A 17,818-nucleotide genomic window follows, 5' to 3' on the forward strand; every position below is an offset into this window, starting at 1 on the left:
GGCGGGGGGACGATGGATGATCAGCCGGGTCGCACCCGGCCTGCTACTACAGCCGTCGGTGTCGGCGCTGTCGGGCATACTTCACACTAGCACGTCGCACTGTATGGTTGACGGTCCGTACACGGAAGGTGAGGCCGGTGTGACCGACGTCCTGCTCAAGATCGGCGAACTCGCCGCTCGCGCCCAGGTCAGCCCCCGCACCGTCGACTACTACACGAGCCTCGGCCTGCTCAGCCCGGCCAAGCGCACGGCGGGCAACTACCGCCTGTACCACCCCGGTGACATCGAGCGCATCCACCTCGTGCAGCGCCTGGAGGTCCAGGGCGTGCCGCTGGAGGAGATCGCGGTGGCGCTGCGCAGCACGCACGTCGACCTCGGCGCGATCCTGGACCGCATCGACGAGGACCTGCGCACCCTCCAGACGGCGGCGGAGGCGGCCTCGCCCGAGGTGCACGGCTTATTGGCGGCCATCGCCACCCGCGTCCACTCCCTGATCTCCGTCGCCCTCCAGATCCCGCCCGACCTGCCGCTGCCCTGACGCGTGCCGCAGCCGCACCTCGGTGATCGCGTGGTGGCCCACGCCGCTGACCTCGATCGCCCAGTCGGACACGGTGACCCGTTCGCCGGGCCGTTCCGGCACGTGCCCCAGGCACACCAGCAGCAGGCCGGCGATGGTGGCGTAGTCGCCACCGGGCGCGTCGGGCAGCTCCACGCCCAGGTCGGCCAGGTCGTGCACGGGGAACGTGCCGGGCAGCACCAGCGAGCCGTCCTCGGCGTTGCGCACCGCCAGGACGTCCGGGTCGGTCTCGTCCATGATCTCGCCGACGATCTCCTCCAGCAGGTCCTCCAGCGTGACCATGCCCGCGACCGCGCCGTGCTCGTCGACCACCAGCGCCATCTGCTCGCGCTCGGCCTTGAACCGGCGCAGCGCGTCCGACACCCGCACCGAGTCCGGCAGCACGAGCGCGGTGCGCGCCACGTCCTCCACGACGTGGTGCTCGCCCAGCAGGTCGCGCAGGTGCACGACGCCGATCAGGTCGTCCAGGTGCCCGCCGCGCGCCACCGGCGCGCGCGAGTGGCCGGAGGCGGCCAGCTCCGCCCGCGCCGCCGCGACGTCCAGCTCGGCGGGCAGCGTGACCACGGCCCGCCGCGGCACCAGCACCTCCCGCAGGCGGCGCTCGTGGATCTCCAGCGCGCCGGTGATGATCTCGCGCTGCTCGGCGTTGAGGCCGCGCTGCGCCGCGACCAGCTCGCGCAGCTCCTCCGGCGACATCTGCTCCGACTCGGCGTCCGGCCGGCCGCCGAACAACCGGACCACGAGGTCCGTGGCCGCGCTCAGCGCCCACACCGCCGGCCGGGAGATGGTGGAGAGCACGTCCAGCGGGCGGGCGACCAGCAGCGCCCACCGCAGGGCGTTCTGCATCGCCAGCCGCTTGGGCGCGAGTTCGCCGAACACCAGCGTGAGGAACGTCAGCACGACGGTCACCAGCGCGATCGCCACGGCGTTCGCCGCACCGCCCAGGAACGACAGCAGCGGCACCAGGGGCGCGGCGAGCGACACGGCGGCCGTCGCGGACGCCAGGAACCCCGCCAGCGTGATGCCGATCTGGATGGTGGCGAGGAACCGGTTCGGGTCGCGCGCCAGCCTGACCAGCGTCCGCGCCCCGGCCCGCCCGTCCCGCTCCAGGGCGCGCAGCTGGCCCTCCCGCAGGGAGATCAGCGCCATCTCGCTGCCCGCGAACACCGCGTTGAGCAGCACCAGCACCGCGACCAGCCCGAGCGTGAAACCGTAGCCGTCCACAACCACTCCGCATCCGGTGACCGAGTGGGCGCAACGCTACTGCCGGATCACCGCCGCCACAGCTCGGGCACCGCGGCCTCCGCGACCAGCTCCTCCGGCGCGGACAGCCGCCACGCCTCGAACACCAGCTCGGCCAGCTCGTCGGCCTCGACGCCGGCCAGTCGGACGACGACCCAGCCGAACCCGCCCGCGGTGAACTGCTCCTCGAACACGTCCGGCCGCTCGGCCACCAGCGCCCGCTGCTCGGACAGCGTCTGCTTCAGGCCCACCGTCAGCGTGCGGGGCCAGTAGTAGCCGAACCGCTTGCCGCGCACGCTGAACGAGCTGTACTGGCCGGCCTCGGCGCGCTCCACGTCGGGCAGCGCGCCGAGGAACCGGAAGAAGTCGTCACTGCCCACACCCACCGCACAGCCCCCACGAGTCCGGAAACCGCAGTATAAGTGGCCGCTGTGGACGGTCTGGGCGGGCGTTCCCCGTCACCGCTCGCGGGCCCACGCCTTGGCCAGCGCCAGCCTGCCGCCGGTGTGCAGCAGGGAACCGGAGTAGATCCGGCCGGCCAGCAGCACCGCCAGCACGGCCGTCCCGGCCAGCAGACCCAGTGCCACCAAGGCTTCCCACGTCGCCGCCTGACCCGCGAACATGCGCACGGGCATCGCGATGGCCGACGAGAACGGCACGTACGACAGCACGGTCAGCACGGTGGTGTTCTCCGCGAAGAACATCACGCCGAAGTACGGCCCCATCACCAGCATCACGACCAGGCCCATGCTCGAACCCAGGTCCTCCTGGCGGCTGACCAGCGACCCGGCGACCGCCCACATCGAGGCCAGCAGCACGAACCCGAGGACCAGGAACGGCACGAACCAGCCCAGCGCGGGCGCGACCAGGGTCAGCAGCTCCGAGTGCCCGCCCAGCCGCAGCGCGACCGGCGCGGCGACCGCCAGCACCACCACCTGCGCGACGGTCAGCAGCACGTGGCCCGCGATCTTGCCCGCCAGCAGGGCCCGCACGGGGACCGTCGACACCAGGATCTCCACGATCCGGGTCTGCTTCTCGGTGACGGTGCTCTGCGCGATCGCCGTGCCGCCCATGCCGAACACCAGGAAGACCAGCGCGAACACCATGATCACGAGCTGCCGCTGCCCGCTGCCCACCTCGGACGGTTCGAGCAGGTCGACCGGCGGCGCGGTGCGCAGCGCCGCCACGACGTCGGTCGGCGGGTCGTTCCGCGCCACCACGCGCACACCGGTCGCCGAGCCGCCGGTGGTGTCCGGCACGACCGCCGCCGACACCTCCTCCGACCGCACGAGGTCCTGCGCCGCGGCGAGGTCGGGCACGGTGCGGACGTCCAGGTCCGCACCGGCCAGCACCTCGGCGGCCCGCGAGCCGACCGCGGCGACCTCCGTCCGGCCGCCCCCGAACACGGAGGGCAGGACGGACAGGGCGAACAACCCGACCAGGACCACGCCGAAGCCGATCCAGAAACCCTTGGCGCGCAGGAAGGTCCGCACCTCGCGCTCGGCGACCAGGCGGGTGGCGGCGACGAAGCCGCCGCGGCTGTCGTCGGTGGACATCAGATCGCCTCCAGGAAGATCTCGTCGAGCGTCGGCACGACGCGGGTGAAACCGCGGACGGAACCGCGGCGCAGCGCGGTCTCCAGCACCACCTGCTCGGCGTCGGGCCGACCGTCCAGCTCGAACACCACGCGGGGACCGTCGCCGTCGACCACCCGCACGCCGGGCACGTCGCGGACCCACCCGGCGTCCGAGGCCACGACCAGCTCGAAGCGCGTGGTGCCGTACCGCTCGCGCAGCTCGTCGCGCGCGCCGGCGGCGGTGACCCGGCCGCCCGAGATGATCACCACGTCGTCGCAGAGCCGCTCCACCACGGACAGCTGGTGGCTGGAGAACAGCACCGGCACCCCGCTCGCGGCCCGCTCGCGCAGCACGCCGAGCACCGTCTCCACGGCGATCGGGTCGAGGCCGGAGAACGGCTCGTCCAGGATGAGCAGCACGGGGTCGTGCACGAGGGCGGCGGCGACCTGGGCGCGCTGCTGGTTGCCCAGCGACAGCTCCTCCAGCCGGTCCTTGGCGCGGTGGCCCAGTTCGAGCTGGTCGAGCAGGCGCTCGGTGTTGCGCGCGGCGGTGGCCGCGTCGAGGCCGTGCAGCCGGCCGAGCCAGCCGATCTGCTCGGCCACCCCCATCTTCGGGTACAGGCCGCGCTCCTCGGGCATGTACCCGAACCGCTTGCGCACCGCGCCGGTGACCGGCGCGCCGTCCCAGGTGACGGTGCCGCCGTGCGCGGCGAGGACGCCGAGCACGATGCGCATGGTCGTGGTCTTGCCGGCGCCGTTGGCGCCCAGGAAGCCGGTCATCCGACCGGGCTCCACCTCGAACGACACCCCGTCGAGGACCTGGTGATCGCCGAACCGCCGGCTGATCGACGTCACTTTCAGCATGATCGGAACGCTATCGGCGCACGACGCCCGCCACGTCCGGCGCGAGATCGACTCCGGGGGTCCTCCGCGCGGAGGACCCGACGCGGTCACACCGGGTGAGCGCCGCCCGGCGCGGTCGGCGGGTCAGGGCCGGCCGGGCGACACGATCCCGTGCTCGTAGGCGAAGACGACGGCGTGGGTGCGGTCCCGCAGGTCCAGCTTGGCCAGGATGCGCGACACGTGCGTCTTCACCGTCGTCTCGCCGAGGAACAGCGCGGCGGCGATCTCCGCGTTGCTCGCGCCCCGCGCCAGGTGCGCCAGCACCTCGAACTCGCGGTCGGTCAGCTCCGGTGGCCGGCGGGTGGGCGCGGCGGGCGCGGGCGCGCCGAACCGCGCGATGACGCGGCGGGTGACCTCGGGCGCGAGCAGGGCGTCGCCGCGCGCCACGATCCGCACCGACTCGACCAGGTCCTCCGGCGAGGAGTTCTTGAGCAGGAACCCGCTCGCGCCCGCGCGCAGCGCCTCGAACAGGTAGTCCTCGCGGTCGAACGTGGTGAGGATGACGATCCGGATCGGGTTGTCCGCCCCGGCCGGGCCGAGGATGCGCCGCGTGGCCTCCAGGCCGTCCACGCCGGGCATCTGGACGTCCATCAGCACCACGTCCGGCCGGAGGCGGGTGACCACCGCCACGGCCTCCAGGCCGTCCCGCGCCTCGCCGACCACCTCGATGTCGTCCTCGGTGCCGAGGATCACCCGGAAGCCCGCCCGCACCAGGTCCTGGTCGTCGGCGAGCACCACGCGCAGCGGAGTCATGCGGGAAACCTCGCACGGACCAGGTAGCCGCCGGCGCGCCGGGGTCCGGCTTCCAGCTCGCCGCCGTGGACGGCGACCCGTTCCCGCATCCCGACCAGGCCGAACCCGCCGCCCCGCGTGGCGGCGGCCGAACCGCGCCCGTCGTCGGCGACCTCGACCTCCAGCGCCGACTCCAGGAACCGCACGCGCACGTCGGCCTTGCGCGCGCCCGCGTGCTTGACCACGTTCGTCAGCGACTCCTGCACCACCCGGTACACCGACAGCGCCACGCCGCCCGGCACCGGGCGCGGTTCGCCGTACACGCCGTGCGCCACGTCGAGCCCGGCGATCCGGGCCTTGGCGGCGAGTTCGGGAAGCTGGTCGAGGCCCGGTGACGACGTCTCGCCCTCGGGCGCGCCCAGCACGGCCCCGACCGGGACCTCCTCGGCCGGTTCGGCGCGCAGCACGCCCAGCAGCCCGCGCAGCTCGCCGACCGCGGTGCGCGCGGTGTCCTCGATGGTGCGCAGCGCCTCGCGGGCCAGGCCGGGGTCGCGGTCGAGCACCCGCCGGGCAGCGCCCGCCTGCACGCCCATCACCGACACGTGGTGCGCCACGACGTCGTGCAGGTCGCGCGCGATGCGGACCCGCTCGGCGATGATCGCGCCCCGCGTGTTCTGCGCCTGCGACCGGCGCAACTGCTCCGCGCGGTGCGCCAGCTCGGCCCGCCGGCGCGCCGACATCCACGCCATCTCGCCGAAGAAGTAGGCGGACAGGAAGAACAGCAGGTTGAACAGGATGCCGTAGAGCACCGACGCGAGCACGGGGTCCAGCGGGCCGGCCGCGTCCTCGAACACCGGTGTGGGCCGCACCAGGAACCGCACCAGCCCGTAGCCGAGCCAGCCGAACATGGCCACGATGACGCCGATCCGCACCCGCCGCGCGAGGACCCGGTCCCGCGTCCACGCGCCCGCGCTGTAGAGGGCGATGAACAGCGCGATCGAGGGCACCAGGCCGTCCCCGACCTGCCTGGCCTGGCCGGCGATGAACAGCACGCCCACCGCGAGCAGCACGACCAGCGGGAACCGCCGGCGCACGACCAGCGGCAGGCTCACCGCGACGCTCCAGGCGAGCTGCTCGGCGAGGTGCGGCGCGGTGCCGCCCGCGAACGCGCCCATGCTGTTGACCAGGAGCGTCATCGCCACGGCGTTCGCGAGCACCAGGAGGGCGAGCCACCCGTCCTGGCGCTGCTGGGCGGGCGAGGGCCGGGGCCGCCGCCACCGGGTCCACTCGGTCTCCGCGTGGTCGGCCGGGCGCGAGCCGTCAACGGGCGCGACGGAGGTCATGCGGGCAACCTAACCCGCGTCGCACCCGGGACGGCCGCCGAGGTGGCGCGCCCCTGGTTCCCGTGGGACGGCGCGACGCCGCGCGCCTGGTTCCCGTGGGACGGCGCGACGCCGCCCCACGGGACCGTCACCGGCTCAGTACACGAAGCACTCGGTGCTCGCGTAGCCCTCCGCCCGGACGTCCGCCGCCACGAGCGAGCCGCGGAACTTGCGGTCCACCTCGGCCCGCTCGGCCGCGTTGGGCAGGTCGTTCTTGCACGACGCCGGAGCGCTGGAGCCCGACATCAGGTCCGAGCACAGGCCCGTCCGCCGGTCCGGCAGGCCGAGGATGTGCCCGATCTCGTGGGTGGTGATGCGGGGCTTGTAGTGACCCTGCTGGACGGCCTGGCGTCCCATGTAGACGGTTCCGTTGCCCAGGGACGTCGTGATGGCGCGCGGCCAGCCGTTGTCCGCGTAGATCCGGATGTTCGTCGGGTTGCCGGGGCCCTTCTTGGCCAGCTTGACGTTGACCACGGACTTGTTCCAGTTCTCCGCGGCCTTGTCCCAGTCGGCCACGAACTCCTGGGCCTGGCTGGTGTCGTAGTACAGGGTGCGGACCAGCGCCTTCGTGTCCGCCGCCGCCGCGCTGGGCGCGGTGACCGCGACCAGCGGCAGCAGCAGGCCCAGGGCCAGGGTGGCGGCGCGCGCGACCTTTCGCACGAGCATGGTGATCTCCTTTGAGCAGGGAACAGCCGGGAGCCCTGGTGACAGGGTGGGCTCCCGCACCCAAGTAACCAGGCGTAGCGGGGGATGGCCAGACCCGTACGGAGGGTTGTGGGGTCCGGAAACCGGTAATCCGGGTGCCCGGACGCGGGACGGCTGCCCTGGAAGGGGCATGGCGGTGACCCGGATGGCGGTGGGGTGTCCGGTGGTCGGACACCGGTCTCCTGCTGCCGGACGGGCCGGTGGTGCGCCGGACGGGCGGTTCCCGTCGCCGAACCGCCTGCGTCCTGCGTAGGGTGGGGCGCGGGTGACCCTCCGCGAGGACGGGCACGGCACTCGACCGCACATCGGGAGGTCGCGCGTGACCGAGGCCCCGTGGTGGACCTCCGCCGTCGTCTACCAGGTGTACCCGCGCAGCTTCGCCGACTCGGACGGCGACGGCGTCGGCGACCTGCCCGGCCTGACCGCCCGCCTGGACCACCTCCAGCGGCTCGGCGTGGACGTCGTCTGGCTGTCGCCGGTGTACGCGTCGCCGCAGGCCGACAACGGCTACGACATCTCCGACTACCAGGCGGTCGACCCCGTGTTCGGCACCCTGGAGGACTTCGACCGGCTGCTGGCCGACCTCCACGCGCGGGGCATGAAGCTGATCATGGACCTGGTGGTCAACCACACCTCGGACGAGCACCCGTGGTTCGTGGCGTCCCGGTCGGCCAAGGACGACCCGAAGCGGGACTGGTACTGGTGGCGCCCGCCGCGCCCGGGTTTCGCCGCGGGCGAGCCGGGCGCGGAGCCGACCAACTGGGAGTCGGCCTTCTCCGGTCCCGCGTGGACCCTGGACGAGACCACCGGCGAGTACTACCTGCACCTGTTCGACCGCAAGCAGCCGGACCTGAACTGGGAGAACCCCGAGGTGCGGCACGCGGTGCACGCCATGATGCGGTGGTGGCTGGACCGGGGCGTGGACGGCTTCCGCATGGACGTCATCAACCTGATCGCCAAGGACCCGGCGCTGCCGGACGGCGCGCCGATCGGGCGCGGCGCGCTCGGCGACGGGTTCCCGCACTTCGGCACGCGCCCGCGCTGCCACGACTTCCTGCGCGAGCTGCACCGCGAGGTGTTCGGCGACCGCCGCGGCCGGTACCTGACCGTCGGCGAGATGCCGGGCGTGACGTGGGAGCAGGCCAGGCTGTTCACCGACCCCGCGCGCGGCGAGCTGGACATGGTGTTCCAGTTCGAGCACGTGTCGCTCGACCACGGTCCGGGCGGCAAGTTCGACCCCGAGCCGCTGGACCTGCGCGACCTCAAGGCGTCCCTGGGCCACTGGCAGCGCGCGCTGGCCGAGACGGGCTGGAACAGCCTGTACTGGAACAACCACGACCAGCCGCGCGTGGTGTCCCGGTTCGGCGACGACGGCCGGTGGTGGCGCGAGTCCGCGACCGCGCTGGGTACCGTCCTGCACCTGCACCGGGGCACGCCGTACGTGTACCAGGGCGAGGAGCTGGGCATGACGAACGCGCCGTTCGGGGGCATCGACGACCTGCGCGACGTCGAGTCGCTCAACCACTACCGGCAGGCGGTGGCGGCGGGCGCGGACCCGGAGGCGGTCCTGCGGGGCCTGCGCGCGATGGGGCGCGACAACGCCCGCACGCCGGTCCAGTGGGACGCGTCCCACGCGGCCGGGTTCACCACGGGCGAGCCGTGGCTGCCGGTCAACCCGAACCACTCGTGGCTCAACGCCCGCGCCCAGTACGACGACCCCCGGTCGGTGTTCCACCACTACCGGCGGCTGATCGAGCTGCGCCACGCGCTCCCCGTGGTGGCGCTGGGCGACTTCCGGATGCTGCTGCCCGACGACCCCCGCGTCTACGCGTACACGCGGTCGCTGGACGGCACGACGCTGTTGGTCGTGGCGAACCTCGGCGGAGACGACCGGGTGGCGGTGGTGGACGGCGAGTGGTCGGCGGCGGACGTGGTGCTCTCCAACGTCGACCGGGTGGACGTGGACGGCGGTCGGATCGCGCTGGGGCCCTGGGCGGCGCACGTCCTCGTGCGGTGAGCGCCGCGCCGGCCCCTACTCGCGCGGCGGCGCGGTGGGGCCCGCCGCGGTGCCGCTCGCGCGCGGCACGGCCGCGAGGCCGTCGATCGCGAGCGACAGCAGGCGCTCCACGGGGATCGCGGACCGCTCGCTGCCCCACGCCGCGCCGACGGCCAGCGTGAGCAGCTCCTCCGGCGTCACGGTCGGCGCGACGGCGCCCGCCTCCTGCGCCCGCGCCAGCAGCCGGGCGGCGGCGGCCCGCATCGCGGCGCACGACGCGTGCAGGCCCGAGCCCTCGTCGCGCAGTGCCGCCAGCACGGACTCCGGCAGGCCGCGGTAGGTGGCGGAACCGTGCGCCAGCTCGGTCAGCCAGTGCCGCAGCGCCTCGGCGGGCTCTGCGGCGAGGAGCGCCTCCGCGCTGGTCCGGAGCAGCGCGAACCGGTGGTCCAGCAGGGCGGCCAGCAGCGCCTCCCTGGTCGGGAAGTGGCGGTAGAGCGTGCCGATGCCCACTCCCGCGCGTCGGGCGATGTCGCGCAGCGACGCGTCGGCGCCCTGTTCGGCGAACGCCTCGGCGGCGACGGTGACGAGCAGGTCGTGGTTGCGGCGGGCGTCGGCTCGGGGTCGTTCGGGCACGGGAACCTCCTGGCGTCGACGAGCGGAGCGCCGCTCCACGCCTTCCGGTGCGGTGCTCCGACCCACTGGCTCTCGCGGTGATGTCGTGGCGGAGAGTGTCCTGGTGACCGGGCCGCCGGACAACAGCCCGACGTCCGGGCACGGTGCGGCGCACCGGCCGGCACCGACCACAGTGGACGGTCGGCGGCCCGCCGACCGGTGTCGGGCCTCCCGTGCGCCTCGACCCGGACCCTCGCGATCCCGGTGCCTGCCCGTCGGCGCGCCGACCCCGAACACGAGCGCCACCCCAGGCCGAACCCGCCACGCGGCACAGGGCCGCGCCTTCCCGGTGCGGTGGCGCATCCGCGCTACGGTGCGCCACGAGCACCCGTGCGCGCCTCGCGCGCCGACCGCGCCGATGTTCTGAGGGGACGTGTCGACGTGAAGAAGTTCCTGCTCTCCGAACAGGAAATGCCCACCCAGTGGTACAACATCCTGCCCGACCTGCCCAAGCCGCTCCAGCCGCCGCTGCACCCAGCGACCCACGAGCCGATCGGGGCCGAGGACCTCCGGCCTCTGCTGCCCGACGCGATCATCGCGCAGGAGTTCAGCCCGGAGCGCTGGATCGACATCCCCGACGAGGTGCGCGACGCCTACCGGATGTGGCGGCCGTCGCCGCTGTACCGGGCGGACCGGCTGGAGAAGGCGCTCGACACGCCCGCGAAGATCTACTTCAAGTACGAGGCCGTCTCGCCCGCCGGGTCGCACAAGCCGAACACCGCTGTGCCGCAGGCGTTCTACAGCGCTCGGGAGGGCGTGCGGCGGCTGACCACGGAGACCGGCGCGGGGCAGTGGGGTTCCGCGCTGTCCTTCGCGGGCGGCCTGTTCGGCGTCGACGTCACCGTGTACATGGTGCGGGCGTCGTACGACCAGAAGCCGCACCGCCGGTCGCTGATGCGCACGTGGGGCGGCGAGGTGTTCGCCTCGCCCAGCACCCGCACGGCCGCGGGGCGCGCGATCCTGGCCGAGTCGCCGGACTCGCCGGGCAGCCTCGGCATGGCGATCAGCGAGGCGGTGGAGGACGCGCTCGCCCACGACGACACCAAGTACGCGCTGGGCTCGGCGCTGAACCACGTGGTGCTGCACCAGACCGTCATCGGCCTGGAGGCCAAGCGCCAGTTGGAGATGGCGGGCGACTACCCGGACGTCGTGGTCGGCTGCGTGGGCGGCGGCTCGAACTACGCGGGCCTCACGTACCCGTTCCTCGCCGACGCGCTCACCGGCGTGCGCACCGGCACGCGGTTCGTCGCGGCCGAGCCCGCCGCGTGCCCGACCCTGACCAGGGGCAAGCTCACCTACGACTACCCCGACACGGCCGGTCTCGGCCCGCTGCTGCACATGCGCACCCTGGGCCACGGCTTCATCCCGCCGCCCATCCACGCGGGCGGCCTGCGCTTCCACGGCGACGCGCCGACGCTGTGCCTGCTGCACGACGAGGGCTACGTCGAGGCGCGGGCGTACCGGCAGAGCGAGGTGTTCACCGAGGCGGTGCGGTTCGCGCGCACCGAGGGCTTCGTCATGGCGCCCGAGTCGTCGCACGCGCTGCGCGGCGCGGTGGAGGAGGCGCTGGCGGCCAAGGAGGCGGGCGAGGCGCGCACCATCCTGTTCGGGTTCTCCGGGCACGGCAACTTCGACATGGGCGCGTTCGACGCGTTCCTGGCCGGCCGGTTGGAGGACCACGAGCTGCCGCAGGAGCAGATCGACGCGGCGCTGGCGGCGCTGCCGAGGGTGGGCGCGCCGACGGCGTGAGGCGGCGGGTGCGGTGACCGGCCCGCGCGGTCCGGGTCGGGACCGCGCGGGACGACCGGGACCTGCGCCCGGATCGCCGCGCGTCACGGGCGGCCGACGTGCCGGCCGCCCGTGACGCGGCGTCGCCCGGTTCGCGTGGCGTCGTCAGCCCGGCCCCGGCGCCGCGTCGGTCAACTCGCCCACGGTGATCAGGCCCGCCTCGTAGGCGTAGGCGACGGCGCTCGCCCGGTTGGGCAGGCGCAGCTTGCGCAGCAGGTTCTGCACGTGGAACTTCACCGTGCTCTCGGTCAGCGACAGCCGCCGGGCCATCTCCGAGTTGGTCTGCCCGCACACGAGCAGCCGGAGCACGTCGGTCTCCCGCCGGGTGATCCGCTGCGCGGCGGGCCGGCCCACCGGCGCGAGCGACCCCGCGTGGTCGGGGCAGGGCGCGAACCCGTAGCCGGCGGCCAGCATCCGCACCGCGCCGAGGAACTCGTCCGGCCCCGACGACGGAGACAGCACGCCGAGGCGCGGCGCGTCCGGCAGCGCCCGGCCGGCCACGTGGTCGTCGACGACGAGGACGCCGGCCGACGGCCTGGCGTCCAGGAACCGGCGGGCGGCGGCGGTCGGGCGCGGCACGTCCGCGAGCGCGCCGATCACCACCACGTCCGGCAGGTCGAGCGTGTGCCGGAGGAGGTCGTCGAAGGTGTCCGCCTGGTGGGTCACCTCGATGCCGGCGGCTTCTTCGAGAATCTTTCGCATTCCGACCCGGAAAAGCGTTCTCCGCTCCGCGAGCACAATCCGCGTGCGCTTTCCGATGAGCGCGTCGTTCACAGCTCCGGCCCCCAAGCCTGGTCTGCGTGCGATGGCGCCGCGACAGGCGTGGCGATCGGCGGGAATGCGATCGGCGGGCGCCCGCGACGGCCTCGGCGGTCCCGGCCGCGCGGTCCGCCCGCCGCCGTGCGACGGAGACCGCGTGCGGCCGGTCAGTGTCCGGTTGTCCTGCGCCGACCGCAGGTCCGGCCGGACGGGACGAGCCCGGCGCGCCGGTGCGGCGACGCCCGGTGGCGCGCGGCTGCCGGTGATTCGGTGACCGTGGTGGCGTCGTCCATCGTGCCCCCAGTTCCCCAGTTCCCCGCGGATTGCCCACCGCGGGGCGATTCCCCCGTGCGGGCTCGATGGTTCACGTTTAGCACGATCAACTCAACCCGCGTCCGGAGATTGCGCCGAACGGTGGACGAGGTCGCGGCTCGGACCGCATTGGCGATGCGATTCCCCGAAGTGCCGGCACCTCGTCCGGCGGCCTCGCCGGGGATCGTGCGGCCACCCGTCGCCCCGTGTCCCGCTGCCCGGCGCGGCGGACCGCAGGCGGGCGGCGGTTCAGGGGTTGAAGGTGTCGTGGATCGCGGCGTCGAGCGCGCCGCGTGCGCCCGTGCCGACGAACAGCTCGCGCAGCAGCAGGTCGGGCAGGTGGCGGGGGGCGAGGCCCGGTTCCCTGCCGGACACCGCGTAGGCGACGCCGGACAGGACCAGGGCGGCGCGCAGCGCGGCGGGGTGCAGCGCGCGGACGCGCCGGTGACCACCGGTGGCCGACGCGACGCGGGCGATCATCTCCCGCCACGTCAGGTTCTCCTCGGCCACCGGCAGGTCCGCGCCGGACGCCGCCTCCAGCGCCTCCACCGCCACCTCGCCGACCCGGCGTGCGCTGGTCGCGGCGGTGCCGCCCGGCGGCGCGGCCAGCGGCGCGCGGGAACGCGCCCACCGCGCCAGCGGCGTCGACCAGGTGGGCACGCGGTCGCCGGCGCGGCCGAACACGAACGGCAGCTCCAGCACGGCCACCGGGAACCCGGCCGCCTCCCGCGCGACACGGGCCTGCGCGACGCGGCTGCGGATGTAGGGGTGGCGCGCCGCGAGCCGCCATTCCGGGTGCTCGCGGTGGAAGTGGGTGAAGTAGGAGCCGAGCACCACGCCGCGGGTGGCGCCCTCCGCGCGGGCGGCGGCGAAGAGGGCGGCCACGGGCGCCACGTTGCCCCGGTGGAAGGCCGGGTACGCGGGTCCGCGCGGCACCTCGCGGTCGTCCACGCCGGCGGCGAACACCACGCCGTCGTGGCCTGCCAGCAGCGGGCGCAGGTCCGCCGGGGTCGCGGTGGTCGCGTCGAGGGCGTGGTCCACGCCCTCGCGGGCGGTGCGGGCGACGGTGGTCGCGACGTGCCCGCGCAACCGGAGCCGCGCCACGACGTGCTGCCCGACCAGACCGCTCGCGCCCACGACGAGAATCCTCATGGGGCGATCATGCCGCGCCCGCACCGCACCGCGCGGCCGGCCCGGAACGCGCCCGGCTCGCCGGCCCGGCCGAGCCGGGGGCGCCGGGAACCGACCGGACCGCGGGCACCCGACGTGTGCGGGCCGCCCGTCCACGCCTGCCTGCGCAACCCCTGGCACGCGCACCGCCGACCGGTCGCGGCGGGCGGGATGTCCTGCGACGATGTGGCCGTCGACCCGGAGGAGCCCGAAGGAGGACGCGGTGGCCTCGCGACTGAACCCGTACATCAGCTTCGCCGGCGACGCCCGCGAGGCGATGGAGTTCTACCAGGGCGTCTTCGGCGGCAGGCTGACGCTGAGCACGTACGGCGAACTCGGCTCGCCGGACGCGCCCGAGGCGCACCAGATCATGCACGGGATGCTGGAGACGCCCGGTGGTTACACGATCATGGGCGCGGACACGCCGCCCGGCATGTCGCACCACCCCGGCGACAACATCACCATCAGCCTCAGCGGCGACGACGGCGACGAGCTGCGCGGTTACTGGGACCAGCTCTCCGCCGACGGCCAGGTGACCGTCCCGCTGGAGAAGCAGATGTGGGGTGACGAGTTCGGCGCGTGCGTGGACCGGTTCGGCATCTCCTGGATGGTCAACATCGGGCAGCCGCAGGAGTGACGCCCCTGGTCCCCCCGGCCGGCCGAGCGCCGGCCACCGCGGCGGCGCACCGGTCCGCGGCCGACGCGTCGCGCCCTTGAGCAGAGCATTCCGGGTCCTCGGTGCAACCCGGTGTCGTGCCCGGGCGTCTTGTCGGTAGGTTTGGCCGAACCGGCTTGGGATTCGCTTGGGGGAAACCGTTGTCCAAACAAGTGTTGTCGCGCGGTCTCGGGCTGGTGCTGGTGCTCACCGTCGCCCAGGCGTGCACGTCCGGCGCGCAGCCGGCCGCCAACCCCGAACTCGCGCCCCGCGGCACGACCCTGACCACGGCGAAACCGACCCGCCAGGACCTGGCCAACAAGGTCAGCCTCACCGGCAAGGTCACCATGAACCCGTACTTCGGGATCACCGCTCCGGTCGCCGGGCAGGTGCGCTACCTCGACGTCCCCGAGGCGAAGAGCACGCCGACCAAGCCGACCCGCGTCGCCACCGTGTGGGCCGACGGGCTGCCCAACCACGTCGAGGTCCCCGCCGGCGCGACGTTCGGCGGCCGGCTGGTCGACGACAGGTCGACGGTGACCGCCGGGATGCCCGTCGTGTCGGCCAAGTACGCCGGGTACGGCATCGTCGCCGAGATCAACGGCGAGCAGGCGTACCAGATCTCCGACGCCGCGCAGGGCACGATCCAGGCGCAGATCAAGAACGGGCCCGGTCCGTTCGCCTGCGCGCTGCTCGGCACGATCGCGGCGCTGCCGGCCGGCACGGTGCCCGCGCCGCCGCCCGCGCAGGAGCAGCCGCAGGACCGGGGCGAGGACAAGCCGGCGACGCCGACCGGCCGGCCGGAGCCGCCGGTCGAGCGGCCGGGCGGGTCGTCCGAGCCGACCGGGCTGCGGCTGGTGTGCACCGCGCCCGACGAGGTGAAGCTGATCAACGGGGCCGGCGCGACCCTGGAGGTCGTCACCGCCAACGCCCGCGACGCGCTGGTCGTTCCGGTCGAGGCGGTCGCGGGCGGGCACGGCAAGGGCAAGGTCGACGTGGTCGGCGCGGACGGCAGCCGCCGGACCACGGACGTCGTGCTCGGCCTCACCGACGGCAAGGTGGTCGAGGTCAAGGAGGGCCTGACCGGCGAGGAGACGCTGGCCGTGCCGGGCCCCGACCTGCCGCGCGCGCCGGACGCGCAGGGCACGCCAGGGACGGGGACGCGATGACGCCGCCCCGCTACGAGGCCGCGGCGACGCCACCGGTGGACGGGTACGCGCCGCCGCCACCCGGCGCACCGGCGGCGCGGCCCGGAGCCGGGTTCCCGGTGGCGCCGCCCGGAGCGGGCGCACCCGCCGCGCCGCTCCGCGACGGTGCCGCGGCGCCGCTCCGCGACGGTGCCGCGGCGACGCCGCTGATCCGGCTCTCCGGCATCACGAAGACCCTCAAGGGCCAGGAACAGCCGCGCACCATCCTGGCCGGCGTGGACCTGACCGTCCACAGCGGAGACAGCGTCGCCATCCTGGGCCGCTCGGGTTCGGGCAAGAGCACCCTGCTCAGCGTCATCGGCCTGTTCGACCGTCCCGACGACGGGCAGTACCTGTTGGGCGAGCGGGACATCACGCGCATCGCCGAGCGCAAGGCCGCCGCGCTGCGCAGCGCCGAGTTCGGCTTCGTGTTCCAGCGCTTCTTCCTCCTCAAGCACCTCACCGCCGCGCAGAACGTGGCGATGGCGCTGGTCAACGGCCAGGGCTGGCTGCCGCGCCGCAAGCGCCGGGCGAAGGTGCTCGCCGCGCTGGACCGGGTCGGCATCGCGCACCTGGCCAAGCACAAGCCGCCCCGGCTGTCCGGCGGCGAGCAGCAGCGGGTCGCGATCGCGCGGGCGCTGGTGCGCGAACCCAGGGTGCTGCTGGCCGACGAGCCGACCGGCGCGCTGGACACGGACACCGGGAACCTGGTGGTGGAGGCGTTGTTGTCGACGACCGCGCAGGGGTGCGGACTCGTGCTGGTCACCCACGACCGCGACCACGCGGCGAAGATGGGCCGGGTGCTGCGGCTGTCGGACGGCCTGCTCGCCCCGGCCGGCGAGCGGGTGGTCGCGTGATCCGGCTGTCCGGGCGGCTGCGCTCGTCGCTGATCATCGGCGGCCAGGGCATCCGGGCGCGCAAGCTGCGCACGTTCCTGTCCATGATCAGCCTGTTCCTGGGCGTGCTCGCGGTGGTCGTGGTGCAGGCGGGCGAGGAGATCGCGAACCGCGCGCTGCTCGCGGACATCGAGATGTCGCAGGGCAAGGACGGCACCCGCCAGATGTACCTGGACCCGAAGGGCGACACCGTCTCCACCGCGTTGGAGGTGCTCGCGGGCCGCTCCGACGCGGTGGCGATGACCAGCGTGCGGGCCATCATCGGCGAGCCCGGCGTCAAGCCGGTCAACGAGGGCGGCGGCCCCGTCGACCAGCCCGGCGGCGGGCGGAACTACACCTGCGACGACACGGGCTGCCGCGAGCTGCCCGGTGACGACTCGCCGTCCGGGCAGGCCGTGGAGCTGCAACTGGTCGGCCTCAGCGGCGACGTGCGGGCGTTCCGGCCGTTCCGCGTGGAGTCGGGGCGGTGGCTGGAGTTCGACGGCGCGCCGTCGCTCGCGCCCCGGCTGGTGCTGAACAAGAAGGCGGCGGAGGCGTTCGCGCGCTACCGGGTGCCCGCCGAGATGCGGCTGGACGGCGCGGCGGTCAACGCCACGCCGCGGTTCCTCGGGGTCGTGGAGGACGGCGGCTACTCGCCCGCCGCCTACGTGTGGACCGAGGAACTGGAGAACTGGCTGCCCGCCGGCGGGAGCGGCGCGAGCAGCGATCGGGGCGGTCCGGGGCTCCAGGTCATGATGGCCCCGACGGCCCACGAGGTCGAGCACACGCTGCGCGCGCGGTTGGTCGCGGCCGGCACGCCCGAGGAGCGCATCCACGTCAACACGGTCAACTCCCTGGAGCGCAGGTCGAACGAGCTGCGGCTGATCGGGCTGATCTTCCTGGGCATGGCGGCGCTGGTGCTGCTGATCGGCGTCGCGGGCATCCTCAACGTCGGGCTCGCCACGGTGGGCGAGCGGGTCGAGGAGTTCGCGCTGCGCCGGGCCGTCGGCACGCCGCGCCTGCTGCTGGCGGGCATCGTGCTGGCGGAGACGCTGCTGACCGGGTTGCTGACGGCGGCGGCGGCCATCGGCGTGAGCGTGGTCGGGCTGCGCCTGGCGGCGACGGTGTTCGGCTCGCGGTTCCCGGCGCTACAGGAAGTCGCCTTCCCGTGGCAGGCGGGGGTCGCCGGGGTCGTGGCCGGCCTGGTGGCCGGTGTGCTGGGCGGCCTGGTGCCGGCACTGCGGGCGGCCCGCATCCCGATCGCGACCGTCATGCGGGCGTGATCTT

17 protein-coding genes are annotated in these 17,818 nt (G+C 74.3%); 7 read left to right on the forward strand and 10 right to left on the reverse strand.

Features of this window, described 5'->3' with window-relative positions:
• The first annotated feature begins 139 nt into the window (after positions 1–139).
• Positions 140–538 carry a MerR family transcriptional regulator gene (locus C8E97_RS12220; protein ID WP_246018828.1) on the forward strand — a complete coding sequence of 133 codons (399 nt, stop codon included), beginning with the start codon at positions 140–142 and terminating at the stop codon, positions 536–538.
• Here C8E97_RS12220 and C8E97_RS12225 read toward each other — a convergent pair.
• The 7 genes from C8E97_RS12225 to C8E97_RS12255 form a co-directional block, all read right to left on the reverse strand.
• Entirely contained in the window at positions 458–1,801 is a 1,344-nt protein-coding gene (locus C8E97_RS12225; protein ID WP_121004747.1) for a hemolysin family protein, read from the reverse strand. The two genes, C8E97_RS12220 and C8E97_RS12225, sit on opposite strands and share 81 nt — an antisense overlap.
• A gap of 47 nt (positions 1,802–1,848) precedes the next feature.
• Entirely contained in the window at positions 1,849–2,205 is a 357-nt protein-coding gene (locus C8E97_RS12230) for an MmcQ/YjbR family DNA-binding protein (RefSeq protein WP_121004750.1), read from the reverse strand.
• A gap of 72 nt (positions 2,206–2,277) precedes the next feature.
• On the reverse strand, positions 2,278–3,375 hold the full coding sequence (locus C8E97_RS12235; RefSeq protein WP_121004753.1) for an ABC transporter permease: 1,098 nt from the start codon (positions 3,373–3,375) through the stop codon (positions 2,278–2,280).
• Positions 3,375–4,259 carry an ABC transporter ATP-binding protein gene (locus C8E97_RS12240; protein WP_121004756.1) on the reverse strand — a complete coding sequence of 295 codons (885 nt, stop codon included), beginning with the start codon at positions 4,257–4,259 and terminating at the stop codon, positions 3,375–3,377. Before C8E97_RS12240 ends, C8E97_RS12235 begins: the two co-directional genes overlap by 1 nt.
• Positions 4,260–4,382: 123 nt before the next feature.
• The gene (locus tag C8E97_RS12245) at positions 4,383–5,051 is read right to left on the reverse strand and encodes a response regulator (protein ID WP_121004759.1); all 669 of its coding nucleotides are present in this window, start codon (positions 5,049–5,051) and stop codon (positions 4,383–4,385) included.
• On the reverse strand, positions 5,048–6,373 hold the full coding sequence (locus tag C8E97_RS12250; RefSeq protein ID WP_121004762.1) for a sensor histidine kinase: 1,326 nt from the start codon (positions 6,371–6,373) through the stop codon (positions 5,048–5,050). The genes C8E97_RS12245 and C8E97_RS12250 overlap by 4 nt, the downstream gene beginning before the upstream one ends.
• Before the next feature lie 135 nt (positions 6,374–6,508).
• Complete coding sequence (locus C8E97_RS12255) at positions 6,509–7,078, reverse strand: snapalysin family zinc-dependent metalloprotease (RefSeq protein WP_121004765.1); 570 nt, start codon at positions 7,076–7,078, stop codon at positions 6,509–6,511.
• Between the two features lie 358 nt (positions 7,079–7,436).
• On the opposite strand from C8E97_RS12255, the gene C8E97_RS12260 reads away from it, so the two are divergent.
• On the forward strand, positions 7,437–9,134 hold the full coding sequence (locus C8E97_RS12260; protein WP_121004768.1) for a glycoside hydrolase family 13 protein: 1,698 nt from the start codon (positions 7,437–7,439) through the stop codon (positions 9,132–9,134).
• A 15-nt stretch (positions 9,135–9,149) separates the two neighbouring features.
• On the opposite strand, the gene C8E97_RS35950 is transcribed toward C8E97_RS12260, so the two are convergent.
• Entirely contained in the window at positions 9,150–9,746 is a 597-nt protein-coding gene (locus C8E97_RS35950; protein WP_246018830.1) for a TetR/AcrR family transcriptional regulator, read from the reverse strand.
• 420 nt (positions 9,747–10,166) lie between these two features.
• On the opposite strand from C8E97_RS35950, the gene C8E97_RS12270 reads away from it, so the two are divergent.
• On the forward strand, positions 10,167–11,534 hold the full coding sequence (locus tag C8E97_RS12270; protein WP_121004775.1) for a TrpB-like pyridoxal phosphate-dependent enzyme: 1,368 nt from the start codon (positions 10,167–10,169) through the stop codon (positions 11,532–11,534).
• A 144-nt stretch (positions 11,535–11,678) separates the two neighbouring features.
• On the opposite strand, the gene C8E97_RS12275 is transcribed toward C8E97_RS12270, so the two are convergent.
• Together C8E97_RS12275 and C8E97_RS12280 are read right to left on the reverse strand one after the other, a co-directional pair.
• Positions 11,679–12,275 (reverse strand): response regulator transcription factor, encoded by a 597-nt coding sequence (locus tag C8E97_RS12275; RefSeq protein ID WP_121004778.1) that lies wholly within the window; start codon positions 12,273–12,275, stop codon positions 11,679–11,681.
• A gap of 618 nt (positions 12,276–12,893) precedes the next feature.
• Entirely contained in the window at positions 12,894–13,796 is a 903-nt protein-coding gene (locus C8E97_RS12280) for an NAD-dependent epimerase/dehydratase family protein (protein ID WP_121004781.1), read from the reverse strand.
• Between the two features lie 241 nt (positions 13,797–14,037).
• Here C8E97_RS12280 and C8E97_RS12285 point away from each other — a divergent pair, with 241 nt between their 5' ends.
• The 4 genes from C8E97_RS12285 to C8E97_RS12300 all read left to right on the forward strand — a co-directional run bounded on the left by C8E97_RS12285 (position 14,038) and on the right by C8E97_RS12300 (position 17,814).
• On the forward strand, positions 14,038–14,451 hold the full coding sequence (locus C8E97_RS12285) for a VOC family protein (protein ID WP_121004784.1): 414 nt from the start codon (positions 14,038–14,040) through the stop codon (positions 14,449–14,451).
• 179 nt (positions 14,452–14,630) lie between these two features.
• Entirely contained in the window at positions 14,631–15,638 is a 1,008-nt protein-coding gene (locus C8E97_RS12290; protein WP_246018832.1) for an efflux RND transporter periplasmic adaptor subunit, read from the forward strand.
• Positions 15,635–16,513 carry an ABC transporter ATP-binding protein gene (locus C8E97_RS12295; RefSeq protein ID WP_342776211.1) on the forward strand — a complete coding sequence of 293 codons (879 nt, stop codon included), beginning with the start codon at positions 15,635–15,637 and terminating at the stop codon, positions 16,511–16,513. The genes C8E97_RS12290 and C8E97_RS12295 overlap by 4 nt, the downstream gene beginning before the upstream one ends.
• On the forward strand, positions 16,510–17,814 hold the full coding sequence (locus tag C8E97_RS12300) for an ABC transporter permease (RefSeq protein ID WP_246018834.1): 1,305 nt from the start codon (positions 16,510–16,512) through the stop codon (positions 17,812–17,814). The genes C8E97_RS12295 and C8E97_RS12300 overlap by 4 nt, the downstream gene beginning before the upstream one ends.
• Positions 17,815–17,818 lie beyond the last annotated feature (4 nt).

It is taken from the genome of Saccharothrix australiensis (genome assembly GCF_003634935.1).
Classification (GTDB): Bacteria; Actinomycetota; Actinomycetes; order Mycobacteriales; family Pseudonocardiaceae; genus Actinosynnema; species Actinosynnema australiense.

Bases quoted from the DNA above. Each gene is read 5' to 3' on its own strand.
- C8E97_RS12235 (WP_121004753.1), bottom strand. From the start codon at position 3,375: ATGTCCACCGACGACAGCCGCGGCGGCTTCGTCGCCGCCACCCGCCTG.
- C8E97_RS12240 (WP_121004756.1), bottom strand. From the start codon at position 4,259: ATGCTGAAAGTGACGTCGATCAGCCGGCGGTTCGGCGATCACCAGGTC.
- C8E97_RS12245 (WP_121004759.1), bottom strand. From the start codon at position 5,051: ATGACTCCGCTGCGCGTGGTGCTCGCCGACGACCAGGACCTGGTGCGG.
- C8E97_RS12250 (WP_121004762.1), bottom strand. From the start codon at position 6,373: ATGACCTCCGTCGCGCCCGTTGACGGCTCGCGCCCGGCCGACCACGCG.
- C8E97_RS12255 (WP_121004765.1), bottom strand. From the start codon at position 7,078: ATGCTCGTGCGAAAGGTCGCGCGCGCCGCCACCCTGGCCCTGGGCCTG.
- C8E97_RS12275 (WP_121004778.1), bottom strand. From the start codon at position 12,275: ATGCGAAAGATTCTCGAAGAAGCCGCCGGCATCGAGGTGACCCACCAG.
- C8E97_RS12280 (WP_121004781.1), bottom strand. From the start codon at position 13,796: ATGAGGATTCTCGTCGTGGGCGCGAGCGGTCTGGTCGGGCAGCACGTC.
- C8E97_RS12295 (WP_342776211.1), top strand. From the start codon at position 15,635: ATGACGCCGCCCCGCTACGAGGCCGCGGCGACGCCACCGGTGGACGGG.